Genomic DNA, 24,686 nt, shown 5'->3' on the forward strand with positions numbered 1-24,686 from the left:
TCATATAACGTAGCAAGGCTGATGCAATTAGAAGATCCTGTGAACCGGATACAGATGATAGATATAATGGATGAAGTGGACTCGGATCTTACATGTGTGGCAAAGTTTATTTTTGAACCAATTCCCAGTATGTATTGATTTTTGAGAATAACAATACCTTTACTCCTTTTGATGACGCATAGGGATAACTATGCGCTTTTTTATGCTGAATATAGGATAATAACATCTCAAAAAGCAACTACTCCACCTGATTATGGCATTCTCCTGCACAAAAACTTCTTCATGAAACAACCCTATCCAATCTTACTTTTTTGTTGAACTTGGCCGGAACCCTTGCTATACTTTATTTAATCGAATTTACAAAAGCTCCGGCTTTTCATTCACTCTCTTGTTACCAGCAAGAGAGTTTTTTCATTTTAGACTGCTTCTGGACTAAAGTATCCAATCTCTTCCCATACCTTTCTGTCTGGACAATAGTAGTTGTATTCACTGGAATTCTCTTTCTTCATGGCATATCCAAATTTGAATATCCCCTGCTGGATTCCAATTCTTACGAACTGTGCATCCTTGTGCATTGCCTCGGCAACCTCAGTTATAGGAACATTTCTACCAGTAAATCTTGGTAGTTCTACATATAACTTTTTGTCTTCCATACCTTTTCACCTCCCTTCTTTCAAAATACGAATTATTAGTTCGTATTTTGATAATACGTCTTCATAATTCATTTGTCAACAATAAATATGTATTTTCAATTCGTAATACGTTCTTGCAATTCGTATTACTACGTGTTACAATTCTCACAAGGAGGTCAGTACAATGAACAATGGATCTGATATTGGAAATAGAATTAAGCAGGCCCGCAAAGCTCAGCACCTCAGTCAGACTGAACTGGCTAACAGACTAGGTAAAACCATGCGTACAGTACAGAAATATGAAAGCGGTGAAATAGAGCCTTCAATAGGTGTACTGAATGAGATAGCAAATATTCTTAATATCTCTCCTGCTGAACTTATTGGATATCAGAAGAAGAACATCACTTTAGACACACTCTCAGATGTCCTCTATGTTCTTAACGAACTAAATAAAAAAGCAGGGATTAACTTCAATATAGACGTAAATCGTCCACCCAAAACCGAAGAATGGAGCTGCAGTCTTAAATTCATTGGAAACGATGAAGCAGCAGAAAACAACTCAGATCTCTGCCTCTTTCTGGAAAGATATGCAGATGAGCGAGAGAGCCTTGAACAAGGCTTTTCAAATGAAGATAGATTTAATCACTGGTTCGAAACAGAACTTGCATACTACGCAAATGTAGCATTGCCCGATAAGAAAGGTGATTAAGGGTTATACCCTTTTTCATAAATAACCTGAGCATCAAAGGAGGTCGATATTATTTGAAATTACCAAACGGATATGGAAGTGTTATGAAAATGTCCGGGAAACGCAGAAAGCCCTATATGGTAAGAGTAACCACCGGATGGACCATTGATCCGGAAAAAGGTACCAAAAAGCAGACGTACAATGTCATAGGATATGCTGAAACCAAGCAGGAAGGCTTGCAAATGCTATCAGATTATCATCAGAATCCATTTGATACAAAAGCAGCCAAAATGACATTCACAGACGTATATAATGCCTGGTCTGAAGCAAAGTATCCTGCCATCTCTAAATCCAACGTACATGGGTATACAGCCTCATATAACGTATGTGGCACCCTTTACAACAAAACTTTTAGAGATATAAGGCTGGCAGAGCTTCAGAATGTCATTGATACCTGCGGAAAAAATTATCCTACGCTCCGTAAGATCAAAGTCCTTTTCAATCAGCTTTACGATTACGCCCTTAAGAACGATATCTGTAACAAGGACTATTCCGAATTTGTTGATATCCTCAAGTATAAGGACAAAAATCCAAATAAGGTTGAGAGAGATATCTTTTCAAAAGCTGAGATTGAAAGGCTATGGGAACTCAAGGATGATCCGTTCTACCAGACAGTACTGATGCTGATTTACAACGGCTGTAGAATATCTGAACTACTGGATTTGGAAAAGAAAAATGTTCATCTCGAAGAACAGTATTTCGATGTGATACTAAGTAAAACTGAAAATGGTATCAGAAAGGTTCCTATAGCAGATAAGGTTCTACCATTCTACAAAGCCTGGTATGAATCCTCTGACTGTGAATACCTTCTTCACACCGATGAAAACAAAAAGTTCACTTACAGAAATTATAAAGACAGCTACTGGACACCACTAATTGAAAATCTTGGGATGGAGCACACTCCTCATGATACAAGACACACCTGCATATCAATGCTGGCAGAAGCTCATGTAGATCCTACAATGATAAAGAAAATCGTAGGACACTCCGGGGCGATGTCTCTGACAGAGAAAGTGTACACCCACCTTGATATCCAGTCTCTGGTAGAAGCAATTAACAAGCTTCACTAGACTCGAAAAAACCTTGTCAAGTGAACTTGTATGGTTCGTACTAAGCTCGATAGTACCTCGCTAAGTACTCTACTCAAACAAGATCTAAGACTTGAGAATTTTGCTGTCTACCTGCTGTTTACTCGCTGTTTACGGTACAAAATTTTCTGCGTTTCACCACAACTGAATACAATTATAGATAAAAGAAAAACCCCAGAAACACTGAGTTTCTGAGGTTTGTAAATTCTTTTTGAATCTCGAAAGATCATCTCTTTGAGAACTGAGGAGCGCGACGAGCCTTTTTGAGACCGTACTTCTTTCTCTCCTTCATTCTAGGATCACGTGTAAGGTATCCAGCCTTCTTAAGTGCAGGTCTGTACTCATCAGAATCAGCCTGAAGAAGTGCTCTTGAGATACCGTGACGGATTGCACCAGCCTGACCTGTTGTGCCGCCACCGCGAACTGTTACGTTAACATCGAACTTATCAAGAGTATCTGTCAGTACAAGGGGCTGACGAACGATAACCTTAAGAGTCTCAAGTCCAAGATACTCGTCGATGCTTCTCTTATTGATAGTGATATTGCCCTTACCGGGTGTAAGATAAACTCTGGCGATAGACTTCTTTCTTCTACCTGTGCCATAGAAACTTGCTGCTTTAGCCATTTTCAAATTCTCCTTTCAGATTAGAATGTAAGTACTTCGGGCTTCTGAGCTGCATGATCGTGCTCAGGACCTACATATACGTGAAGCTTTGTGTACATCTGTCTGCCAAGAGAACCCTTGGGAAGCATTCCCTTTACTGCATGCTCGATAACACGCTCCGGGTGTGTCTCCATCATCTGACGAAGAGTGAACTCCTTGTGGTGTCCAACATAATCTGTGTGGTGCCAGTACATCTTCTGGTCCATCTTCTTACCTGAAACCTTGATCTTCTCAGCGTTGATTACGATTACATAATCACCTGTATCAATGTTGGGTGTATAAATCGGCTTATTCTTTCCTCTAAGTACATTAGCAACGTTAGAAGCAAGACGACCGAGTGTCATATCTGTTGCGTCTACAACATACCATTTCTTCTCAACAGAAGAAGCATTAGGCATATATGTGTTCATTCTAATTACCTCCATAACCAGTTAACAGTTAAACTCTGGTGCGAAGAACCCTTCACCTGATCCATTCGCTTATATATTGTATAAGATATACGCCTCGTTACTTACCGGGATAACTTTGGCGATAATCGTCACACAGTCATATATTATATGCTCATTTCTTTCAATTTGTCAACCTAAAATCCACCGAAAATAGCACAAAATAGCTGAGGTTATAAAAATTTTATAATCCCTCGGGGAATCTGTATTCTATAAGGAAAAGTCCCTGCGGCGGAGCTGTCGGTCCTGCTGCCGCTCTGTCCTTTGCTCCGATCATCTTTTCAACGTCCGAAGGCTCGCCCTTCCCCCTGCCTATCTCCATCAGAGTCCCGGCTATGATTCTCACCATATTATATAAAAAGCCGTTGCCTGTGATTCTAATCACTATCTCATCGCCCTGTCTCACAGTCTCTGCCGAAATAATCCTTCGAACATGGCTTAGTGCCTGAGATCCGGCTGCACAAAAGCTTGAAAAATCATGTTCTCCCACCAGGTACTTGGCAGCCTCGTTCATCCTCTTTTCATCAAGAGGATAGCTGTTATGGCAAAAATAGAGCCTCTTAGTAGGCACCATTGTCTTAACGTTCAGGATTCTATACTCATATGTCTTCTCTGAGAGGCACTTTCTCGGATGGAATTCAAGCGGAACTTCCTCCGACCGCATGATTCTGATATCATCGGGGAGCTTATTATTCAATGCCGGTGCAAAGCTTTCAGCAGGAATGGTGGATTCTGTTTTAAACACCACCAGATTCCCATATGCATGCACTCCGGCATCTGTCCTGCTGGCACCGATAATCTCCGAATCCTCACCGGTCAGCGCATCAACGGCATTTTTCAGCTCGCCCTCTATTGTCCGGGTGTTTTCCTGAAAAGCGAAGCCGTGATAGCCGCTCCCATCATATGCAACTGTCAGCATAATATTTTTCAAATCTTAGCCCTCAATTATATGCATATAAGGATATATCAATAATAAATTGCACAATATTGCGTCAATCAAAACAGAATTCCCACAGCGATCATTGCGCATAAATACACAAAAATCACTATATATGCAAAAATATCCCATTTCTTATAAGCAAGAGGCTTCATTTTAGTCCTGCCTTCGCCGCCTCGATAACATCTGGCTTCCATAGCCATAGCAAGGTCTCCTGCCCTTCTGAAGGCAGATATGAAAAGCGGAACAAGAAGCGGTATCAGACTCTTAGCCCTCTGGATAAGCGATCCGCTCTCAAAATCGGCACCTCTTGCCATCTGAGCCTTCATGATCTTGTCTGTCTCTTCCATCAAAATCGGAATAAATCTGAGTGCAATCGACATCATCATAGATATCTCATGTACCGGCACATGGAACACCTTAAGCGGGTTCATGAGGCTCTCCATACCGTCCGTAAGCTGATTTGGGGTGGTAGTGAGCGTCATTATTGAAGACCCTGTTATAAGGAAAACAAGCCTCACTCCCATCATAACCGCTATTTTAAGTCCCTCTTTGGTTATTTTCAGTTTCCAGAAAGTCACCAGAGGCTCTCCGGGCGTCAAAAAGAGATTAAACAGCATAGTAATAAGAAGCAGTAAATAAATAGCCTTCATGCCCTTAAAAATGAATTTTGCGGGCACATTTGACTTCATAATGGCAAGCACAAGAAAGGCTGCTGCTATCAAATATCCTATAAAATTGTCTACTACAAATAGGGATACAATATATACCAGTGTCGCTACAATTTTTACCCTCGGATCCAGTCTGTGAATAGCGGAATCCGTCTGGTAATACTGTCCCAGCGTTATATCTCTAAGCATTCAGTACATGCTCCCAACTTTTTATATAAAAATCATCCAAAAACCCGCATAATCTCGTCAGCCGCCTCATCAATCGTGGTAGCATCCGTATGTACGGGCAATCCGGCTTCTCTGAGCTCCTCCATAACATATGTAACCTGCGGTGCAGCAAGACCTATAGCCTCAAGCTCTTTGTAATGGGCGAATACTTCCTTCGGGGTTCCGTCATAGACTGCTTCACCCTTATTCATGACTATTATCCTGTCGACGTAATTCGCCACATCCTCCATGCTGTGTGACACCAGAATTACCGTGATGCCCAGTGTATCATGCAGCTCAGCGATTAGATCAAGTATCTCGTCCCTGCCTTTAGGGTCAAGTCCTGCTGTGGGCTCATCCAGAATCAGCACCTCCGGCTTCATAGCAAGAACTCCGGCTATAGCCACCCTCCGCTTTTGTCCTCCGGACAGATCAAATGGAGACTGATAAAAATATTCATCCGGAAGTCCTACCTTTTTAAGGGCATCATACGCTCTAAGCTCTATCTCTTTCTGAGGAAGCCCCAGATTTTTTGGCCCAAAGCACACATCCAGGAAGCAGTTTATCTCAAAAAGCTGATGCTCGGGATACTGAAAAACGAGTCCCACCTTGGCTCTGAGATTTTTTCTGTCATATTCGGGATCGTTTATGTCCTTGCCATCAAAGTAGACAGAACCTGATGACGGCTTCATAAGACCGTTCAAATGCTGCACAAGGGTCGATTTTCCCGATCCGGTGTGTCCGATAAGGCCTATAAACTGGCCATCCGGTATCTGAAGTGACACATCATTTAAGGCTGTCCTTGCCATCGCTGTATCGGCTTCATATATGTAATTTACATGATCAAGTATTATTGCCATTTTAATCCCTTCAAAGCTGCTACAAGTTCCTTGCGGTCAAGAATCCCCTCGGGAATATTAAGTCCTCTTTGCCTAAGCTCATGCGCAAGAAGAGTTACCTGCGGAACACCCAGCCTCAAATCCTTCAGCTTATCAACCTGTGAAAAAATCTCCCTGGGAGTACCCTGCATCTTCACATGCCCCTTATCCATAACAAAGACCTTGTCGGAGTATATTACTTCTTCCATATAATGCGTAATTAGAATGATCGTTATCCCTTCCACGTCGTTCAGGGCTCTCGCCGCGCGGATAACCTCTTTTCGTCCGTTCGGATCAAGCATGGCTGTCGGCTCATCAAAAATGATGCATTTGGGGTGCATTGCAATAACTCCCGCAATGGAAACCCTCTGTTTCTGTCCTCCGGAGAGGTGATTGGGTGAGCTTTTCCTAAATTCGTACATTCCTACAGTCTTAAGGCTCTCCTCTACTCTCTCCCATATCTCTTTTGTGGGAACACCCATGTTTTCCGGTCCAAATCCCACATCCTCTTCAACAACCTGTCCTATTATCTGATTGTCGGGATTCTGAAAAACCATCCCCGCTTCCTGTCTGACACTCCAGAGATTACTTGCATCCGAAGTGTTCATTCCGTCAACAAAGACAGTACCCTCAGTGGGGAATAAAAGTGCATTAAAATGCTTGGCCAGTGTAGATTTTCCTGAACCGTTGTGTCCGAGAATGGATATAAATTCGCCCTTTTTGACTTCCAGATCCACTCCGTCAACAGCGGTGGTTATTCCCTCTACGTTGCCTTCCTCATCTCGTCTGATATATTCAAATGTCAGATTCTCCGTCCGGAGCATTGTTTCTGAACTCATTTTGCCTCTTTTTCAGTATTATTGCGCTCTTTAGTACATCCTCACTATTTTATTATATGCAGTTGTGAAAAACAAGCGCAGCTGTGCACTTCTTCTGCCATATTTAAAAAGTGTAAAATTTTTTCATAAAACTGCCGATAACTTTAGTGTAAAGGAACTAAAAATATCGATTTATTATCATTAAGGGGCAGCTTGTGGTAATACAACATAACATGCAGGCATCGTATGCAAATATGATGACCGGTATCACAACTTCAGAACGAGCTAAAACAGCCGAAAAGCTGGCTTCAGGATATAAGATTAATCGCGCCGCAGATAACGCAGCAAGTTTAACCATATCTGAAAAAATGCGCCGCCAGATGAGGGGACTTACACGCGCTTCCTCAAATGGCAAAGACGGCATTTCTATGGCCCAGGTTGCTGACGGTGCTTTACACGAAGTACATGAAATGCTTCAGCGATGCAACGTGCTCTCTATTCAGGCCGCTAATGGAACCCTTGCGCCTGAAGACAGAATAGCCATCAATAACGAAATCAAGCAGTTAAAAAGTGAAATAAACGCGATCACCAGTCGTACCAAATTCAACGAAACTCCCATTTTCCCTAAAAAAGGTCGTCTTCCGAGATTAACTACTCTCAATCCTCCTTCTTCTATAGCAAATGGGATGAAATATCTTGCACAGAAAATCTCTAATGAGTATTTCCCCAACGCTGTAGAACAGATACTAAACAGTTTTTCTTCTATGGGAAATACAGTAAGGACAGCGGCTGAAAACGATAAAACTCCCTATTATTCAACAATGACTATCAATACAATAGACGGTGTGGATAACGTATTGGCATCCATGTCCGCCCAAATTTCATGGCCCGGACAGAACTTCACACCAGGTTCTCTACTGCTTTCAGTGGATAAGGCCGATTTCCCTTCCCTGAATTTAAGCCAAGATAAACTCAGTTTGCTTGAATCAACGGTTGCACACGAAGTAATGCATGGTGTTATGGCTACAGTTTATCCCGAAAGAATGAATATAGGTACAGGTCCTGAAGACTTTCCGTTATGGTTTATAGAAGGAACAGCGCAGTTATCAGGTGGCGGCTATTCATCCGGTTGGAATAGTTATCTCAGTAGTTGTGCAAGTACACTTTCCAGTGCAAACGATCCCTCCAGAGACTATAATATTGCTGCATACCTCTCACAAGGCGGACAATATACAGTGGACGGAAGAGTTTATGGTCATGGTTATCTGGCAGCTGCCTATGCCGGTTACCTTGCTTCCGACACAAATGATTTCTCAAAAGCCACCATTTTAACCGGAATGAACAAAATCTTCCAGGGTTTCATCGATAACAAAACCGATAGCTTTGATACCGTTCTTACAAGCCTTATAGGTATATCCGAATCCGATTTAAAGGATTGCATCAACAACGGTAGTTACTCAAGTCCTGTATCAGGCAAAATGGGCGCAGTAGAATTTGTAAGAAGACTCTCATACGAAAGTCTTGGTGGTGTAGGATCACTTATTACTCCTTCACTTAGCACAGGCGGAACAAATATACTTGGCGAAACTGCGAAAAAGAACAAGCAACCGATTGAAATTAAGAATACCACTTTGGGTTATGTTCAAATGGACCTTACTACCGAGAACCAGAAAGGACGCGGATCTTCTATCGCTCTTCACCTCGGAACAGACGCTGATATGACAAACAAAGTGGAAATTGAACTTTTTGACATGAGCACAGATGCACTTCTTATTACAGATGTAAATCTTCTGACAGAAGATAACGCAACCAACGCTATTGACAATTTTTCTAATGCAATCCTGATGGTAAGCGGTGTAAGAAGTTATTTTGGCGCTATTCAGAACCGTGTCGAGCATACTGTATATAATCTCAATAACGTTGTTGAAAATACTACCGCTGCAGAGTCACGCCTGCGTGACGCCGACATGGCTGAAGAAATGGTGAGACTTTCCACATTAAATATCCTTCAGCAGGCCGGACAGTCTGTGTTGGCACAGGCAAATCAGACCCCTCAGGGTGTTATGGCACTTCTTCAATAAATTTGCTAAAATGACTTTATGTCAAACGAATACTTTAAACCACTAATTATAATAATTGCACTTATTATCTTATGTTCCTTACTGGCCCGTACTATGTCGGGTGGTGAAACACTTGCAGAATACGCAAACAAGCATCCCGATAAAGCTTACGGAACATCTACGGAGATTGTTTCTGATGGCAATGCAGAGTAAAATCTGTTAAATTATTTTAGGAATTAAAATAGTGTGCCGCTAAGCGCACATAAAAAATGAGCGATACGACTAATCGTACCGCTCATTATTTTTATTATGTTAATTATACAAGCTCAAGAACAACCATCATAGCTGCATCGCCCTTACGCTGACCGATCTTAACGATTCTTGTGTAACCACCGTTACGGCTAGCATACTTAGGACCATACTCTGTGAAAAGCTTCTCAACAAGGTCGATCTGCTTTGTGTTCTTCTTTCTTCCAGCAGCTTCCTTCGGAACCTCAGTTACAGGATAGAGGGTCTTGAGGATCTGTCTTCTAGCATGCATACGTGAAGGCTTATCCTTTTTGATCTCCTTCTGAACAGTATCATAAACTGTTACCTTCTTGCCATCCTTAACTTCCTTAACGCGCTTGCCATCCTTGTCCTTGCGGGCAACCTTAGCCTCAACAGTAACTGTCTCGTAGTTGTCCATCTCCTTAGCTGCAAGAGCGATGATAGGCTCAACGATCTTCTTTACTTCCTTAGCTCTAGCCTCGGTTGTAACAATCTTACCATTGTAAAGAAGCATTGTTGCCTGGTTTCTGAGGAGTGCTCTTCTGGGCTTTGTAGCCTTTCCTAACTTTCTGTACATTGCCATAATAATTTACTTCCTTTCTCAATCGCAGAGTTCCCTCTGCTGTGGTGCATACCGGAATACGCTTTGGTTTTACTCCCGATATGTTGTGTTAATACCTAATGAGAATCCGCATCCGTACACGTCGGCTTTACCATCAGCGAATACTAATCTGTTTTATCAGTTCTGATCTTCACCTGTTCTAAGTGCAAGTCCAAGCTCATCAAGCTTTGCAAGCACTTCCTCAAGGGACTTACGTCCAAGGTTACGTACCTTCATCATATCATCGGGAGTCTTGTTTGTAAGCTCCTCAACAGTATTGATTCCGGCTCTCTTGAGGCAGTTGAAGGAACGAACACTGAGCTCAAGCTCATCGATGCTCATCTCAAGAACCTTTTCCTTCTCATCATTGTCTTTCTCTACCATAACTTCTGCAGTCTTGGCATTCTCAGACAGATCGATGAAGAGGCTAAGATGCTCACTAAGAACCTTTGCTGCAAGGCTTACAGCCTCATCGGGAGCAAGTGTTCCGTTAGTGTGAACATCAAGTGTCAGCTTATCATAGTCAGTAACCTGACCTACACGTGTATTCTCTACACTGACATTTACACGTTCAACTGGTGTATAGATAGAATCTACTGCAATAACACCGATAGGAAGATCTGCAAGCTTATTCTTATCAGAGCTTACATATCCTCTGCCCTTTGTGATGGTGAGCTCCATGTAGAGCTTAGCATCCTTACCGGACAGTGTTGCAATAACCTGCTCAGGATTTGTGATTTCGATATCCTGATCAACCTGAATATCAGCAGCTGTGACTACACCCTCGCCTGAATACTCGATGTATGCTGTCTTGGGCTCATTAGTCTCAGAATTATTGCGAATAGAAAGATTCTTGATATTCATTATGATCTCAGTTACATCTTCCTTTACTCCGGGAATAGAACTGAACTCATGCAGTACACCTTCGATTTTGACCTGACTTACTGCTGCTCCAGGCAAAGAGGAAAGCATAATTCTTCTGAGTGAATTACCAAGAGTAATTCCATAACCTCTCTCAAGAGGCTCAACAACGAATCTGCCGTACTTCTTGTCCTCTGAAATCTCAGCAACTTCAATATTTGGTCTTTCAAAATCAAACACTGACATACCCTCCTTATGGTTTTATGGTGTTTCTAAAATTAAATAATTCAGAGCCGGGTTCGAAAACGCACGCGCTTTCGAACTATGGCCACGCTGAACTATTTTAAATTACTTAGAATACAACTCGACGATCAACATCTCGTTTACAGGAACGTCGATTACATCTCTTGAAGGGAATTCTTTAACTGTACCGCTAAGGTTATCCTTGTTAACATCAAGCCACTCAGGAACGATTCTGCCTGCTGTGATCTCTGCGATATCCTTGAATCTCTGGATGCTTCTGGAAGCTTCCTTAACTTCGATAACATCGCCTGCCTTGATGAGGTAAGAAGGAATGTTAACTTCCTTACCATTTACAGTGATGAACTTATGAAGAACAACCTGTCTAGCTTCTCTTCTTGTTCTTGCAAAGCCCATACGGAAAATAACATTATCAAGTCTGCGCTCAAGAAGGACCATAAGGTTCTCACCGGTCTGTCCCTTCTGACGATCAGCCTTGTCGTAGTAGTTACGGAAAGGCTTCTCAAGAACGCCATAAATGAACTTTGCCTTCTGCTTCTCACGGAGCTGAAGACCATACTCGCTCATCTTCTTGTTTGCTCTGCTGTTTGTTCTCTTGGACTTCTTGTCATATCCAAGGAATGTGGGATCCAAATCAAGTGATCTGCATCTCTTAAGTACTGGAACTCTGTTTACTGCCATTATTGGCTCCTTTCTTGTTCAGGAAAAATCCTGACTGTTGTTTACAGCACGACACTACCTGTGCCTTCATCCAACGAGTTAAATGTTAATAGTGTCTATATACTCCATCAGAGCCAGACGTAAAAACGCAGGCTCTGAGTGAATATCATATAGGATAAATTATACTCTGCGGCGCTTGGGCGGGCGGCATCCGTTATGAGGTACGGGAGTTACATCCGTAATACTGGTAACAGTAAGACCACTTGCAGCAAGAGCTCTGATAGCAGCTTCTCTTCCTGAACCCGGTCCCTTTACAAAGACATCAACAGTCTTAAGGCCATGAATAAGTGCAGCCTTTGTTGCTGTCTCTGCAGCCATCTGTGCAGCATATGGAGTAGATTTCCTTGAACCCTTAAAACCGAGACCACCGGCACTTGCCCAGCTAAGAGCATTACCTGCAGCATCTGTCAATGTAACGATTGTGTTATTGAAAGATGACTGAATGTGTGCCTGTCCGTGTTCAACGTTTTTCTTGACACGCTTCTTAGTCTTAGAAGCACTTGATTTCTGATTTGCCATTTTAAACTAACCTACTTTCTTCCTATGAATTATCTAAAGTTACTATATAATAAGAGAATTACTTCTTCTTATTAGCGATTGTTCTCTTGGGACCTTTTCTTGTTCTAGCGTTGGTCTTTGTTCTCTGACCACGAACAGGAAGTCCTCTTCTGTGACGGATACCTCTGTAGCATCCGATCTCTGAAAGACGCTTGATGTTCATAGCGATCTCTCTTCTAAGATCACCTTCTACGTCATAATCATTACCGATAATCTCAGCAATCTTCTTAACCTCATCATCTGTGAGATCACGAACACGTGTGTCGGGATTTACATTTGCAGCAGCAAGAATTTTGTTTGAGCTTGTTCTACCAATACCATAGATATATGTGAGACCAATCTCAACTCGCTTATCTCTGGGTAAGTCTACACCTGCAATACGAGCCATTTTTAATATTCCTCCATTTAAAAAAATTGTTTGCGGAAACCTTTTGTTTCCATAATTAAATGTTACTTGTTTGATTGGGGCGATTATTCAGCCCAATCGGACAGTAGTTAATCCGATCTTTCCAATACACATTGGTATCAAAAAGTAATGTCAAAATGACTCGAATTAGCCCTGTCTCTGTTTGTGCTTAGGGTTTTCGCAAATTACACGAATAACGCCTTTTCTCTTGATAACCTTGCACTTTTCGCACATAGGCTTAACAGAAGACCTAACTTTCATTTGTAACTCCTTTCTGGTATATATGCGTATAAAAGGGCATACTGATACCCCTTTTTAAACGACCGCATTCAATCATAACATATATATAGAACTATTACAAGCATTATTTTAAACTTGCTTTTATTCGTCCCGAATTACAGGAGCTAAGCGATTACTTATCTCTCCAAATTATTCTTCCTTTTGTGAGATCATAGGGTGAAAGTTCAAGTGTTACCTTGTCTCCGGGAAGAATACGAATAAAGTTCTGTCTGAGCTTGCCACTGATATGAGCAAGTACGATATGACCATTCTCAAGCTCAACCCTGAACATTGTGTTGGGGAGCTTCTCAACTACTTTTCCTTCAATTTCAATTACATCTGCTTTAGACATCTGATCTTAACCTCATTTCTATATCACATTTAAGTGGTTCATTTAATAATTGTCAGTATCTCGGGTTCTCCGTCAGGCGTTACCGCAATGGTATTTTCATAATGTGCCGCCAAAGAACTATCAAGAGTTACAACAGTCCATTCATCATCGAGAAATGCTATTTTTCTGCTTCCCATCGTAATCATGGGTTCAACACAGAGAGTCATTCCCGGTTTTAAGAGTATTCCTCTTGTTAATTTCCTAAAATTGGGAATATATGGCTCTTCGTGTAATTCTCTGCCGATTCCATGTCCTGTAAGTTCCCTTACTATTCCGTAGCCATGCGGTTTGATATATTTATCAATCGCCTTGGAAATATCATATAAGTGATTTCCGGCTTTGGCATATTTGATGCCTTCAAAAAAGCTCTCTCTTGTGACATCAATAAGTTTCTGTGCTTCCGGGGAAATATTTCCTACGCCCCAGGTTCTGGCTGCATCTGAATGAAATCCTTCATATATCAGACCCGTATCAAAAGAAACTATATCGCCTTCTTTTAAAATAGTCTCAGCTTTAGGTATTCCGTGAACAACCTCGTCATTCACGGAAATACAAACTGATGCCGGATATCCTTCATAATCCTTGCAATTCGGTATTCCACCGCGTTTGCGAATGGCTTCTTCGCCAATTGCATCCAACTCTAAAGTGGAGATTCCCGGTCTGAGCGCATTATGTAGTTCTTCATGAACCTGTGCAAGCAGCTCACCTGCTTTTCTCATGAGGTTCAATTCTTCGTCCGTTTTAATGGTGACCGGCATTACTCATTACCTCAATAATTAACCGAGAATACCTGTAATCTCATTAAAGACTTCCTGCATGTCCTTTGTTCCATCGACAGTCTTAAGAATGTTCTTCTTTGTGTAATAGTCGATGAGGGGCTGAGTCTGCTCATGATAAACGCTAAGACGGTTCTTAACTGTCTCCGGCTTGTCATCATCTCTCTGAACAAGCTCACTGCCACAAGTATCACAGATTCCTTCCTGCTTCGGAGGAATGTGCTCAATATGGTAAGTAGCACCACACTTAAGGCATGCTCTTCTTCCTGACATTCTGCGAACAATGTTCTCATCCGGAACATCTACGTTAATTGCATAGTCAACCTTGTCGCCAAGCTTTGTAAGCTCTTTGTCAAGCACATCAGCCTGAGGAATTGTTCTCGGGAAACCGTCAAGAACATAGCCGTTCTTGCAGTCATCCTGCGCTACTCTGTCAAGAAGGATCTCAACAGTAAGCTCATCCGGAACAAGCTGTCCCTGGTCCATGAATTCCTTTGCTTTCTTTCCGAGTTCAGTTCCGTTCTTGATATTTGCTCTGAAAATATCACCTGTAGAAATGTGCGGAACCTGATATTTATCAGCAATCATTTTTGCCTGTGTTCCCTTACCTGCACCGGGTGCACCTAACATAATAATTTTCATACTGGAAGTCTCCTATTTTTCTTATATTTCTTAAATGCACAATAAGAGGTTAGGAAGCATACCTTTCGGTATGCTCCGAAACCTCTTAAGTTTTAATCATCTAAAAAACCTTTGTAATTACGTACCAACATCTGTGATTCAATCTGTTTCACCGTTTCAAGAATAACACTTACAACAATGATAAGGCTCGTACCACCGAAGGATACGTTAGCACCGAATACACCATTGAAGAATATCGGAAGGACACCGATAATGGTAAGTCCAACAGCTCCGATGAAAATGATGTAATTCAGAATGTTTGTTAAATAATCACTGGTAGGCTTTCCGGGACGAATACCGGGAATAAAGCCACCCTGCTTTTTCATATTATCTGCAATCTCAAGCGGATTAAATGTAATTGATGTATAGAAATATGCAAAGAAGATAAGCAGTAAAACATATACAACAAGTCCGATTGAATACTTGAGATTTGAGGTATTGCACCAGTAGCTCTGATTCAAGTATTTAAGGATCTCACTCCATGCACCTGTTCCCTTATAGCCAACAAGCTGGCTGATGATGATCGGGAACTGGAAGAGAGACATCGCAAAAATGATAGGCATAACGCCTGCGGTGTTAACCTTAAGAGGAATCTCTGAATGATTTCCGCCATAGGTCTTTCTCCCCTGAATCTTTTTAGCATACTGTACCGGAATCCTGCGCTCTGCGCCGTTCAGAAGAACAACGAGAACAACCATTGCTACGATTACCGCAACAATTATGATTACGGATACCACTCCTCTGGCAATGTTCTTGCCTGTTACAAACTGTGTAAACAAGCTGCTGAGGTCGGAAGGCATTCTTGAGATAATGTTAATAGTAAGTACGATAGAGATACCGTTTCCTACACCATTATCTGTTATACGCTCACCGATCCACATAAGGAACGCACTGCCTGCAGTAAGTGCTGCAACAATCTCTACTACATACAGAGGAGATTTCTCGATGAGGAATCCACTTCTGTAGAAACCTATAGCCATTGCTACTGACTCAATAAGAGCAAGTGCTACAGTGATATAACGTGTGAGAGCTGCAAGCTTTTTTCTTCCATCCTCTCCATCACGTTGCCATTCCTCAAACTTAGGAATAGCAATCGTGAGAAGCTGGATAATAATAGAAGATGTGATGTAAGGTGTAATATTGAGTGCCAAAATTGACATGTTCTCAAATGATCCACCTGTGAATCGATCCATAAAACCAAAGGCATTGTTTTCCGATAATTCAGCAAACCACTGCTGGAAAACAGATACGTTCATTCCGGGTACCGGAATTGCTGAACCAAGTCTAATCACCAAAAGCATTGCAAATGTGAATAATAACTTTAATCTTATATCTTTGATTTTGAATGCGTTCTTAATTGTTGTGAACATCAAATCACCTCTGCCGTTCCCCCAAGAGCCTCGATTTTCTCCTTAGCAGATGCACTGAAGGCATTTACTTTAACCGTAAGCTTTTTGGTAAATTCACCGTTTCCAAGTATCTTAACACCATCATACTCATGCTTGATGATACCATTATCCTTAAGTGCCTGAATGTCAACAACACTGTCGTTGTCGAAGCGCTCAAGTTCGCTTACATTTATAGCTACAATCTTCTTAGAATTGATATTCTTGAATCCTCTCTTAGGAAGACGACGGAAAAGGGGCATCTGTCCACCCTCGAATCCGGGTCTCGGAGCACCTGAACGAGCCTTCTGTCCTTTGTGTCCCTTACCTGCAGTCTTGCCATTTCCTGAGCCATGACCGCGGCCTCTTCTGAAATTGTCACTCTGAACAGAACCCTCAGCAGGTCTCAAATTAGATAATTCCATGACTTTCCTCCTTTATTAGTTCAGTTCTTCGACCTTAACAAGGTGTCTGATCTGCTGGATCTGACCTCTGGTAGCAGAGTTATCCGGCAGTTCTACACTGCTGTTAAGCTTCTTAAATCCCATTGATTTTACCGTAGCAACCTGCTTCGGAACAGCACCAATAGTGGACTTAACCAATGTGATTTTAAGCATTTTTCCACTTTCTTTATTAGCTGCCATTGATTTTCTCCTTTACTAGTTGCCTATTTATTATGCGATAACTTCTTCTACAGACTTACCGCGCTTCTTAGCAACTTCTTCCGGTGTCTTGAGATTTGCAAGACCATTGATGGTTGCATAAACTACGTTCTGCTTGTTGTTGGAACCAAGTGACTTTGTACGAATGTTCTTGATTCCTGCAAGCTCACATACAGAACGAGCAGGACCACCTGCGATGATACCGGTACCTTCAGGAGATCTCTTAAGCAGAACCTCTGCAGAACCGAACTTACCAACGAAATCATGTGTGATACTGTTGTTCTCATCAAGCGGAACTGTGATGAGGTTCTTGGTAGCATCCTCCTTACCCTTACGGATAGCATCCGGAATTTCAGTAGACTTTCCAAGACCTACACCTACATGACCGTTTCCGTCACCAACTACAACGAGTGCGGTGAACTTCATGTTACGTCCACCCTTTACAACCTTAGTAACTCGCTTGATGGTAACGACTTTATCTGTTAATTCAAGCTGACTTGCATCAACGATTGTACGCTTCATTATCTTTCTCCCTTCCTTAGAATTCTAAGCCTGCTTTTCTGGCTGCCTCAGCCAGTGCTGCTACCTTACCATGGTAGATGTAACCGCCTCTGTCGAAAACAACAGCCTTGATACCCTTTTCCATTGCTCTCTTAGCAACAACATCACCAACGTATGCAGCGGCCTCAACATTATCTGTAACCTTAAGAGCTGACTTAATGTCCTTCTCAAGTGTGGAAGCAGAAACGAGTGTCTTACCGGCAACATCATCGATAACCTGAGCATACATATGATTATTACTTCTGAAAACTGCAAGACGCGGTCTTTCAGCAGTGCCGCTGAAACGATTGCGAATTCTCAGATGCTTCTTTTCGCGACTTTTCTGTCTGGACTCTTTACTAACCATTTTTTACTCTCCTTATCTCTTACTTCTTACCGGTCTTACCAACCTTGCGGCGGATAACCTCATCAGCGTACTTGATACCCTTGCCCTTATACGGCTCAGGAGCTCTCTTCTCTCTGATGATAGCTGCATGCTGGCCAACCTTTTCTTTATCTATGCCCTTGACGATGATAGCATTACCATCAACAACTGTCTCGATTCCTTCAGGATCATCGAGTTCTACAGGATGTGAATAGCCAAGGGTTAAGGTGAGTTTCTTACCGCTCTTAGCTGCTCTGTAACCTACACCATTAACTTCAAGTTTCTTCTCATAGCCATCTGTAACACCAACAACCATGTTATTCAGAAGACTTCTTGAAAGTCCGTGAAGCGCTCTGGTCTTCTTCTGATCATCAGGTCTCTTAACTTCGATCTGACCATCTTTCTGCTCAAACTGCATCTCTGCAGGGAAAACTCTCTCAAGAGTGCCCTTAGGACCCTTAACAGTCACCTTATTATTTTCTGCAACTTCTACTGTAACTCCAGCAGGAATTGCGATTGGCATTTTTCCAATTCGTGACATGCCCGTACCTCCAATTTACCATACAAATGCAAGAACTTCGCCACCAACCTGGAGCTCTCTTGCTTTCTTATCAGTTACAACACCCTGGTTAGTTGAGATGATAGCGATACCGAGACCACCAAGTACTCTCGGAAGCTCCTCTCTACCTGCGTATACACGCAGACCGGGCTTGGAAATTCTCTTCAATCCGGTGATAACCTTATCATTTCTGTCAGCACCGTATTTAAGTGTGATGTGAAGATTCTTGAAACCGTTCTCTTCAACAACGTCAAGTTTCTTGATATAACCTTCGTCAAGAAGAATGTTTGCAATAGCAAGCTTCATCTTTGAAGAAGGAACGTCAACTGTGTCATGCTTTGCAGTATTAGCATTACGAATTCTTGTAAGCATATCTGCAATAGGATCATTCATTGCCATTTTGAAAAAGCCTCCTTAATTTTCTATTATTGCTCCGCCTTACTGTGCCCGTCTGCACAGAGACACGAAGCCGCAATGGTTTAAATAATTACCAACTAGCCTTACGTACACCCGGGATCTCGCCCTTGTAAGCTAACTCACGGAAACAAATTCTGCAGATTCCGTATTTTCTGAGATAAGCATGAGGACGACCGCAAATTCTGCAACGGTTGTATGCACGTGTTGAAAACTTGGGTTTCATCTGCTGCTTTACCTTCATGGATAATTTAGCCATGTGTTCGATTCCTCCTTAATTACTTAGCGAAAGGCATGTTGAAGAGTGTTAAAAGCTCACGAGCCTCTTCATCAGTCTTGGCAGTTGTTGTGAAGATGATGTCCATACCTCTTGTCTTATCAACCTTATCGTACTCGATTTCAGGGAAAATAAGCTGCTCCTTGATACCAAGAGCATAGTTTCCTCTGCCATCGAAAGCGTTCGGGTTAACACCACGGAAGTCACGGACACGAGGAAGTGCAAGGTTTACAAGGCGATCCATGAACTCGTACATCTTCTCACCACGAAGAGTTACTTTACATCCGATCGGCATACCTTCTCTTATCTTGAAGTTAGCGATGGACTTCTTAGCCTTTGTATAAACAGGCTTCTGACCGGAGATGATCTGCATATCGTTTGCAGCGTTCTCAAGAACCTTAGCGTTCTCCTTAGCTTCACCTACAGCCATATTGATTACGATCTTATCGAGCTTCGGAACTTCCATGACGTTCTTATAACCGAACTTCTTTGTCATAGCGCTCACGATCTCGTCTTTATATAAATCTTTATATCTACTCAAAGCTCCTTACCTCCTTTCCTATCAGTCAATGACATCACCGGTTGACTTTACGATGCGGACTTTCTTACCATCCTCAACCTTGAAACCAACACGTGTTGCCTTTCCCTTATGAACATACATAACATTGGAGATGTCCATGGGAGCTTCCTGCTGAACGATACCACCGTTGGGGTTAGATGCAGAGGGCTTTGTGTGCTTTGTTACCATGTTAGCACCCTCAACTACTACCTTGCCGTTCTTTGTGTCAACGGAGAGTACCTTGCCTTCTTTATCTTTGCTCTTACCGGCGATAACCTTAACAGTGTCGCCCTTCTTAATCTTACTTGTAGACATTCGGTGCCTCCTTATAATACTTCCGGAGCGAGAGACAGAATCTTCATGTACTTCTTGTCACGAAGCTCTCTTGCAACGGGTCCAAAAATACGAGTTCCTCTCGGGTTACCTTCATCGTTGATGATTACTGCAGCGTTCTCATCAAAACGGATGTAAGAACCATCCTTACGGCGAGTCTCTTTAACAGTACGTACTACAACTGCCTTAACAACATCACCCTTCTTTACAACGCCGCCTGGTGTTGCTTCTTTAACCGAAGCAACAACTACATCGCCGATTCTCGCATATCTTCTTGTAGAACCACCCATAACACGGATTGTAAGAAGCTCTTTCGCACCTGTGTTATCAGCAACTCTAAGTCTGCTTTCCTGCTGAATCATGTTATTTCTCCTTTATAATCAACTATCAGCTAATTACTTAGCACGCTCAATAATCTGAACCAGTCTCCATCTCTTATCTTTAGAGATCGGTCTTGTTTCCATAACCTTGACTGTATCACCTATATGGCACTCATTGTTCTCATCATGAGCCTTCAGCTTATAGGTTCTTTTTACGATCTTCTTGTAAAGAGGATGCTTTACATGATCTTCGATGGAAACAACGATGGTCTTATCCATCTTATCGCTTGTTACTTTACCAACACGCGTTTTTCTTAAATTTCTTTCCACGATATACTCCTTTCAGGATTCCAATTACTGTGCTGCCTTCTGTGTGATGACAGTCTGTATTCTCGCAATATTCTTTCTAACTTCTTTGATTCTTGCTGTGTTATCCAGCTGGTTAGTTGCGTTCTGGAATCTCAGATTAAAAAGTTCCTTTTTAGCTGATACAAGCTCCTGGCTGAGTTCCTCAGCAGACTTAGCTTTCAGCTCTTCTACATACTTATTAGTTTTCATTGGATGCACCGCCTTCCAAATCAGCCTTTGAAACGATCTTGCACTTGCAAGGAAGTTTGTGTGTTGCAAGACGAAGTGCTTCTCTTGCAACTTCTTCATCGACTCCGCCGATTTCAAACATTACACGTCCAGGCTTAACAACTGCTACCCAGTAATCTACAGAACCCTTACCGGAACCCATACGAGTTTCAGCAGGCTTTGCTGTAACAGGCTTGTCAGGGAAAATCTTGATCCAAACCTGACCACCACGCTTGATGAAACGAGTCATAGCGACACGGGCTGCCTCGATCTGATTTGAACGAATCCAGCAGGGCTCAAGCGCTACTATTCCATACTCACCGTATGCGATTGTGTTGCCGCGTGTAGCCTTACCAGCCATAGAACCGCGGAACTGCTTACGATGCTTTACTCTCTTCGGCATTAACATTATTTATCGCTCCCTTCCTTATCTGAATTCTCGGATGCTTTAGTAGGAAGTACTTCACCCTTATAGATCCATACCTTAACACCAACCTTACCATAGGTTGTATCTGCCTCAGCAAATCCATAATCAATATCTGCTCTAAGTGTCTGAAGCGGGATTGTGCCCTCGCTGTAGAACTCGCTACGTGCGATATCAGCACCACCAAGACGTCCGCTGCAGCATGCCTTGATACCCTGTGCGTCTGTCTTCATTGTTCTGCTCATGCAGGACTTCATAGCACGACGGAAGGATACACGGTTCTCAAGCTGCTGTGCAATGTTCTCTGCAACGAGCTGAGCGTCCTTATCGGGCTTCTTGATCTCTTTAATATCAACAAGAACCTTCTTGTCTGTGAGCTTTGAAAGCTCTTTCTTAGTAACTTCAATCTCAGCACCACCCTTACCGATTACGAAACCGGGCTTAGCTGTATAAACGATAACCTTGACGCGGTCAGATGCTCTCTCGATCTCGATCTTTGAGATACCTGCAGCGTAAAGCTTCTTCTTCAGAAACTTTCTGATCTTGTAATCTTCAACAAGGTTGTCTGCAAACTCATTGTTCTCTGCATACCATTTGGAATCCCAATCTGCAATGATGCCGACTCTAAGGCCATGAGGATTAACTTTCTGTCCCATTGAACTTACTTTCTCCTTTCTTATCTCTCATCCAGAATTACAGTCAAATGGCTTAATCTCTTCTGAATTCTGTAAGCTCTACCCTGAGCTCTAGGCTGAATTCTCTTCATAATCGGGCCATTGCTTGCATTGCACTCTGCAATGTACAGATTAGCTCTGTTCATGCCGTTGTTGTTCTCAGCATTTGCGATTGCAGAATTAAGTAACTTATAAATAACGCTGGAAGCGTATCTCGGATTGTACTCCAGGATAGCAAGTGCTGTCTCAACGTCCTTACCCCTGATGGCATCCATTACGAAGCATGCCTTCTGAACAGGGATTCTTGCGTAAGATAATTTTGCTGAAGGTCTTGTATCCTTCTGAGCATTTCTCTCTCTTTTAACTTGAGATCTATGTGCTGTTGCCATAGATTTAACCTCCTTTCAATGTTGAACCAAGTCACACAGACTTAGCGAACTCCGCCCTTCTTCTCGGCGCCTGCATGACCTCTGTAGGTTCTTGTAGGAACGAACTCACCAAGCTTGTGACCAACCATATCTTCCGTTACATATACCGGAATATGCTTTCTTCCGTCATGAACAGCGATTGTGTGTCCAACGAAGGAAGGAAAAATCGTGGAACGACGGGACCATGTCTTAACGATTTGCTTCTGATTCTCTGCATTCATTGCATCGATCTTCTTAAGAAGACTAGCATCTGCGAAAGGTCCCTTTTTAAGTGATCTAGACATTGTCATTCTCCTTTTCTATCAATCAGGCATCAATTACTTGATTGCCTTACCATCTCTTCTTCTAATGATCATCTTGTTAGAAGCCTTTTTCTTCTTACGTGTCTTGTAACCAAGAGCAGGCTTACCCCAAGGTGTGCTGGGACCGGAACGACCGATAGGTGCTCTACCCTCACCACCACCATGCGGGTGATCATTCGGGTTCATAACTGATCCGCGAACTGTAGGACGGATACCCATGTGACGCTTACGACCAGCTTTACCGATGTTGATAAGGTTATGATCAATGTTACCTACTGTACCAATTGTTGCACGGCACTCGATCGGAACAAGTCTCATCTCGCCTGAAGGAAGACGAAGAGTTGCATACTTACCTTCCTTAGCCATAAGCTGAGCTGAGTTACCTGCTGAACGAACAAGCTGACCGCCTCTTCCGGGATAAAGCTCAATGTTGTGTACGCTTTCACCGACAGGAATGTTTGCAAGAGGGAGGCAGTTACCGATACGAACCTCGGCTGCAGGACCATTCATGATTGTCATGCCATCCTTAAGTCCCTGAGGAGCAAGGATGTAAGCCTTTGTGCCATCCTCATACTCAAGCAGTGCAATGTTTGCAGTTCTGTTAGGATCGTACTCGATACCGATAACCTTTGCTGTGCACTCATCCTTGTAACGCTTGAAGTCGATGATTCTGTACTTTCTTCTTCCACCGCCACCGCGATGTCTTACAGTGATTTTACCCTGGTTATTACGTCCAGCCTTAGAATTCTTAGAAACAAGGAGGCTCTTCTCAGGTGTCTTCTTTGTGATCTCTGAGAAATCAGAACCTGTCATGTTTCTTCTGGACGGTGTATATGGGCCGTATTTCTTAATTCCCATGATTCTTCTCCTTTTTGATATCACGCACGGTTTAAAACCCGGATCCGGACTTTGCTTTGATCCTGTGCGTATAGTTAATTAGTTATTATCAAAGTCCCTGGAAAATCTCGATGTCCTTGCTGTCTGCAGTAAGCTGTACGATTGCCTTCTTGATCTTAGCAGTTCTGCCGTAAGTCATTCCGCGTCTCTTAAGCTTGCCGTTTGCGTTAAGTGTGTTTACCTTAGAAACCTTAGCGCCGTCGAACATCTTCTCAACTGCTTCCTTTATCTGAGTCTTGTTAGCTTCAGGATGAACGAAGAAAGTGTATTTCTTTTCGCCCATGGCATTCATGCTCTTCTCTGTAAGTACAGGCTCAAGGATTACGTCATAGTACTGTAATGCTGCCATTATGCATACACCTCCTCAATCTTAGCAACTGCGTCCTTTGTAAGAACGAGTGTCTGAGCGTTTACGATATCATATACATTGATTGTGTTTGTAAGCGCTGTCTTAACTTCAGGAAGATTGCTTGCTGACTTAACAACCTTAGTATCGTTGTCTGCAAGAACAACAAGTGCCTTACGTGTAGCCTTGAGGTTGTTCATAACCTCTGCAAGCTTCTTTGTCTTGAATTCATCCATCTTAAGCTCGTCAAGAACGATAAGCTTACCTGTCTGAACCTTATCTGTGAGTGCAGACTTAAGAGCTGCTCTCTTCTCTTTCTGGTTCATCTTGAAAGAGTAATCTCTCGGAACGGGAGCGAATACTACACCGCCGCCTGTCCACTGAGGAGATCTTGTTGAACCCTGTCTTGCATGACCGGTTCCCTTCTGTCTCCAAGGCTTACGACCACCTCCGCTAACTTCGGAACGTGTCTTAGCCTTCTGTGTACCCTGACGATTGTTAGCAAGCTGCTGAACTACTGCCAGATGTACGAGATGTTCATTTACTTCAACTCCGAAAATGGCATCGTTAAGATCGATGTTGCCAACTTCTTTGCCTTCGATATTATAAACAGATACGTTAGCCATCTGTATGTCCTCCTTTCGTATTCTGG

At 42.5% G+C, this 24,686-nt stretch carries 39 protein-coding genes; 3 read left to right on the forward strand and 36 right to left on the reverse strand.

The genetic code is table 11. The annotated features are described in order from the left end of the window. Positions 1-416 precede the first annotated feature (416 nt). A complete protein-coding gene (locus BLR42_RS15570; RefSeq protein WP_013280038.1) occupies positions 417-653 on the reverse strand; it encodes a hypothetical protein in 237 nt (78 codons plus the stop codon). Positions 654-816: 163 nt separating this feature from the next. Between BLR42_RS15570 and BLR42_RS15575 the strand changes: the two genes are divergently transcribed. Together BLR42_RS15575 and BLR42_RS15580 are read left to right on the forward strand one after the other, a co-directional pair. Further along, on the forward strand, positions 817-1,341 hold the full coding sequence (locus tag BLR42_RS15575; protein WP_091871060.1) for a helix-turn-helix domain-containing protein: 525 nt from the start codon (positions 817-819) through the stop codon (positions 1,339-1,341). A gap of 53 nt (positions 1,342-1,394) precedes the next feature. After that, complete coding sequence (locus tag BLR42_RS15580) at positions 1,395-2,450, forward strand: tyrosine-type recombinase/integrase (RefSeq protein WP_170832821.1); 1,056 nt, start codon at positions 1,395-1,397, stop codon at positions 2,448-2,450. Between the two features lie 244 nt (positions 2,451-2,694). On the opposite strand, the gene rpsI is transcribed toward BLR42_RS15580, so the two are convergent. From rpsI to BLR42_RS15610, 6 genes are all read right to left on the reverse strand, one after another. Continuing rightward, on the reverse strand, positions 2,695-3,093 hold the full coding sequence (rpsI, locus tag BLR42_RS15585; protein WP_022761304.1) for a 30S ribosomal protein S9: 399 nt from the start codon (positions 3,091-3,093) through the stop codon (positions 2,695-2,697). 20 nt (positions 3,094-3,113) lie between these two features. After that, positions 3,114-3,542: a 50S ribosomal protein L13 gene (gene rplM, locus BLR42_RS15590; protein ID WP_022761305.1), complete on the reverse strand. Its 429-nt coding sequence runs from the start codon at positions 3,540-3,542 to the stop codon at positions 3,114-3,116. Between the two features lie 220 nt (positions 3,543-3,762). Continuing rightward, positions 3,763-4,509 (reverse strand): tRNA pseudouridine(38-40) synthase TruA, encoded by a 747-nt coding sequence (gene truA, locus BLR42_RS15595; RefSeq protein WP_170832822.1) that lies wholly within the window; start codon positions 4,507-4,509, stop codon positions 3,763-3,765. Between the two features lie 65 nt (positions 4,510-4,574). Continuing rightward, the gene (locus BLR42_RS15600) at positions 4,575-5,375 is read right to left on the reverse strand and encodes an energy-coupling factor transporter transmembrane component T family protein (RefSeq protein ID WP_022761307.1); all 801 of its coding nucleotides are present in this window, start codon (positions 5,373-5,375) and stop codon (positions 4,575-4,577) included. Positions 5,376-5,407: 32 nt separating this feature from the next. Continuing rightward, a complete protein-coding gene (locus BLR42_RS15605; RefSeq protein ID WP_091871062.1) occupies positions 5,408-6,253 on the reverse strand; it encodes an energy-coupling factor transporter ATPase in 846 nt (281 codons plus the stop codon). After that, on the reverse strand, positions 6,244-7,110 hold the full coding sequence (locus BLR42_RS15610; protein WP_242879371.1) for an energy-coupling factor transporter ATPase: 867 nt from the start codon (positions 7,108-7,110) through the stop codon (positions 6,244-6,246). The genes BLR42_RS15605 and BLR42_RS15610 overlap by 10 nt, the downstream gene beginning before the upstream one ends. A 194-nt stretch (positions 7,111-7,304) precedes the next feature. Between BLR42_RS15610 and BLR42_RS22875 the strand changes: the two genes are divergently transcribed. Beyond that, positions 7,305-9,170, forward strand: coding sequence for a flagellinolysin (locus tag BLR42_RS22875; protein WP_278289357.1), 1,866 nt, complete (start codon positions 7,305-7,307; stop codon positions 9,168-9,170). A gap of 295 nt (positions 9,171-9,465) precedes the next feature. Here BLR42_RS22875 and BLR42_RS15625 read toward each other — a convergent pair whose 3' ends face one another. The 29 genes from BLR42_RS15625 to rplD all read right to left on the reverse strand — a co-directional run bounded on the left by BLR42_RS15625 (position 9,466) and on the right by rplD (position 24,660). Beyond that, positions 9,466-10,002: a bL17 family ribosomal protein gene (locus BLR42_RS15625; RefSeq protein WP_022761311.1), complete on the reverse strand. Its 537-nt coding sequence runs from the start codon at positions 10,000-10,002 to the stop codon at positions 9,466-9,468. A 156-nt stretch (positions 10,003-10,158) separates the two neighbouring features. Then, positions 10,159-11,121, reverse strand: coding sequence for a DNA-directed RNA polymerase subunit alpha (locus BLR42_RS15630; protein WP_026499387.1), 963 nt, complete (start codon positions 11,119-11,121; stop codon positions 10,159-10,161). 108 nt (positions 11,122-11,229) lie between these two features. Next, the gene (rpsD, locus tag BLR42_RS15635) at positions 11,230-11,823 is read right to left on the reverse strand and encodes a 30S ribosomal protein S4 (RefSeq protein ID WP_091871065.1); all 594 of its coding nucleotides are present in this window, start codon (positions 11,821-11,823) and stop codon (positions 11,230-11,232) included. Positions 11,824-11,982: 159 nt separating this feature from the next. Next, positions 11,983-12,381 (reverse strand): 30S ribosomal protein S11, encoded by a 399-nt coding sequence (gene rpsK / locus BLR42_RS15640; RefSeq protein WP_022761314.1) that lies wholly within the window; start codon positions 12,379-12,381, stop codon positions 11,983-11,985. 58 nt (positions 12,382-12,439) lie between these two features. Then, positions 12,440-12,808 carry a 30S ribosomal protein S13 gene (rpsM, locus tag BLR42_RS15645; RefSeq protein ID WP_022761315.1) on the reverse strand — a complete coding sequence of 123 codons (369 nt, stop codon included), beginning with the start codon at positions 12,806-12,808 and terminating at the stop codon, positions 12,440-12,442. A 165-nt stretch (positions 12,809-12,973) separates the two neighbouring features. Beyond that, a complete protein-coding gene (rpmJ, locus tag BLR42_RS15650) occupies positions 12,974-13,087 on the reverse strand; it encodes a 50S ribosomal protein L36 (RefSeq protein ID WP_022754357.1) in 114 nt (37 codons plus the stop codon). A gap of 151 nt (positions 13,088-13,238) precedes the next feature. After that, complete coding sequence (gene infA / locus BLR42_RS15655) at positions 13,239-13,457, reverse strand: translation initiation factor IF-1 (RefSeq protein ID WP_022761316.1); 219 nt, start codon at positions 13,455-13,457, stop codon at positions 13,239-13,241. Between the two features lie 38 nt (positions 13,458-13,495). Then, complete coding sequence (map, locus tag BLR42_RS15660) at positions 13,496-14,254, reverse strand: type I methionyl aminopeptidase (protein WP_091871067.1); 759 nt, start codon at positions 14,252-14,254, stop codon at positions 13,496-13,498. 18 nt (positions 14,255-14,272) lie between these two features. Beyond that, the gene (locus BLR42_RS15665) at positions 14,273-14,914 is read right to left on the reverse strand and encodes an adenylate kinase (protein WP_091871070.1); all 642 of its coding nucleotides are present in this window, start codon (positions 14,912-14,914) and stop codon (positions 14,273-14,275) included. A 92-nt stretch (positions 14,915-15,006) separates the two neighbouring features. Beyond that, positions 15,007-16,323 carry a preprotein translocase subunit SecY gene (gene secY / locus BLR42_RS15670; RefSeq protein ID WP_022761319.1) on the reverse strand — a complete coding sequence of 439 codons (1,317 nt, stop codon included), beginning with the start codon at positions 16,321-16,323 and terminating at the stop codon, positions 15,007-15,009. Further along, on the reverse strand, positions 16,323-16,763 hold the full coding sequence (rplO, locus tag BLR42_RS15675) for a 50S ribosomal protein L15 (RefSeq protein ID WP_022761320.1): 441 nt from the start codon (positions 16,761-16,763) through the stop codon (positions 16,323-16,325). The genes secY and rplO overlap by 1 nt, the downstream gene beginning before the upstream one ends. A gap of 15 nt (positions 16,764-16,778) precedes the next feature. Beyond that, positions 16,779-16,982, reverse strand: coding sequence for a 50S ribosomal protein L30 (gene rpmD, locus BLR42_RS15680; RefSeq protein ID WP_022761321.1), 204 nt, complete (start codon positions 16,980-16,982; stop codon positions 16,779-16,781). Positions 16,983-17,012: 30 nt separating this feature from the next. Continuing rightward, positions 17,013-17,522 carry a 30S ribosomal protein S5 gene (rpsE, locus tag BLR42_RS15685; RefSeq protein WP_022761322.1) on the reverse strand — a complete coding sequence of 170 codons (510 nt, stop codon included), beginning with the start codon at positions 17,520-17,522 and terminating at the stop codon, positions 17,013-17,015. 16 nt (positions 17,523-17,538) lie between these two features. Beyond that, positions 17,539-17,907 (reverse strand): 50S ribosomal protein L18, encoded by a 369-nt coding sequence (rplR, locus tag BLR42_RS15690; protein ID WP_022761323.1) that lies wholly within the window; start codon positions 17,905-17,907, stop codon positions 17,539-17,541. Between the two features lie 19 nt (positions 17,908-17,926). Then, entirely contained in the window at positions 17,927-18,466 is a 540-nt protein-coding gene (gene rplF, locus BLR42_RS15695; protein ID WP_022761324.1) for a 50S ribosomal protein L6, read from the reverse strand. A gap of 15 nt (positions 18,467-18,481) precedes the next feature. Next, positions 18,482-18,883: a 30S ribosomal protein S8 gene (gene rpsH / locus BLR42_RS15700; RefSeq protein WP_022761325.1), complete on the reverse strand. Its 402-nt coding sequence runs from the start codon at positions 18,881-18,883 to the stop codon at positions 18,482-18,484. Positions 18,884-18,971: 88 nt separating this feature from the next. Further along, positions 18,972-19,157 carry a type Z 30S ribosomal protein S14 gene (locus BLR42_RS15705; protein ID WP_022761326.1) on the reverse strand — a complete coding sequence of 62 codons (186 nt, stop codon included), beginning with the start codon at positions 19,155-19,157 and terminating at the stop codon, positions 18,972-18,974. 19 nt (positions 19,158-19,176) lie between these two features. Further along, positions 19,177-19,716, reverse strand: a complete 540-nt coding sequence (rplE, locus tag BLR42_RS15710; protein WP_022761327.1) for a 50S ribosomal protein L5 — start codon at positions 19,714-19,716, stop codon at positions 19,177-19,179. Between the two features lie 21 nt (positions 19,717-19,737). Then, on the reverse strand, positions 19,738-20,049 hold the full coding sequence (rplX, locus tag BLR42_RS15715) for a 50S ribosomal protein L24 (protein ID WP_091871073.1): 312 nt from the start codon (positions 20,047-20,049) through the stop codon (positions 19,738-19,740). Positions 20,050-20,060: 11 nt separating this feature from the next. Next, entirely contained in the window at positions 20,061-20,429 is a 369-nt protein-coding gene (gene rplN, locus BLR42_RS15720; RefSeq protein WP_022761329.1) for a 50S ribosomal protein L14, read from the reverse strand. A gap of 33 nt (positions 20,430-20,462) precedes the next feature. Beyond that, complete coding sequence (rpsQ, locus tag BLR42_RS15725; protein ID WP_022761330.1) at positions 20,463-20,717, reverse strand: 30S ribosomal protein S17; 255 nt, start codon at positions 20,715-20,717, stop codon at positions 20,463-20,465. A gap of 24 nt (positions 20,718-20,741) precedes the next feature. Continuing rightward, on the reverse strand, positions 20,742-20,945 hold the full coding sequence (gene rpmC / locus BLR42_RS15730; RefSeq protein ID WP_022761331.1) for a 50S ribosomal protein L29: 204 nt from the start codon (positions 20,943-20,945) through the stop codon (positions 20,742-20,744). Next, a complete protein-coding gene (rplP, locus tag BLR42_RS15735) occupies positions 20,935-21,372 on the reverse strand; it encodes a 50S ribosomal protein L16 (protein WP_022761332.1) in 438 nt (145 codons plus the stop codon). Before rplP ends, rpmC begins: the two co-directional genes overlap by 11 nt. Further along, on the reverse strand, positions 21,372-22,043 hold the full coding sequence (gene rpsC, locus BLR42_RS15740) for a 30S ribosomal protein S3 (RefSeq protein WP_022761333.1): 672 nt from the start codon (positions 22,041-22,043) through the stop codon (positions 21,372-21,374). The genes rplP and rpsC overlap by 1 nt, the downstream gene beginning before the upstream one ends. 20 nt (positions 22,044-22,063) lie before the next feature. Continuing rightward, positions 22,064-22,450, reverse strand: coding sequence for a 50S ribosomal protein L22 (gene rplV / locus BLR42_RS15745; protein WP_022761334.1), 387 nt, complete (start codon positions 22,448-22,450; stop codon positions 22,064-22,066). A gap of 41 nt (positions 22,451-22,491) precedes the next feature. Next, the gene (gene rpsS / locus BLR42_RS15750) at positions 22,492-22,773 is read right to left on the reverse strand and encodes a 30S ribosomal protein S19 (protein ID WP_022761335.1); all 282 of its coding nucleotides are present in this window, start codon (positions 22,771-22,773) and stop codon (positions 22,492-22,494) included. Positions 22,774-22,806: 33 nt separating this feature from the next. Continuing rightward, complete coding sequence (gene rplB, locus BLR42_RS15755; protein ID WP_022761336.1) at positions 22,807-23,649, reverse strand: 50S ribosomal protein L2; 843 nt, start codon at positions 23,647-23,649, stop codon at positions 22,807-22,809. Between the two features lie 88 nt (positions 23,650-23,737). Then, complete coding sequence (rplW, locus tag BLR42_RS15760) at positions 23,738-24,037, reverse strand: 50S ribosomal protein L23 (RefSeq protein ID WP_022761337.1); 300 nt, start codon at positions 24,035-24,037, stop codon at positions 23,738-23,740. Then, positions 24,037-24,660, reverse strand: a complete 624-nt coding sequence (rplD, locus tag BLR42_RS15765; RefSeq protein ID WP_022761338.1) for a 50S ribosomal protein L4 — start codon at positions 24,658-24,660, stop codon at positions 24,037-24,039. The genes rplW and rplD overlap by 1 nt, the downstream gene beginning before the upstream one ends. Between the last annotated feature and the right edge of the window lie 26 nt (positions 24,661-24,686).

Source organism: Butyrivibrio sp. INlla16 (genome assembly GCF_900104155.1).
In the GTDB taxonomy this organism is placed as follows: domain Bacteria; phylum Bacillota; class Clostridia; order Lachnospirales; family Lachnospiraceae; genus Butyrivibrio.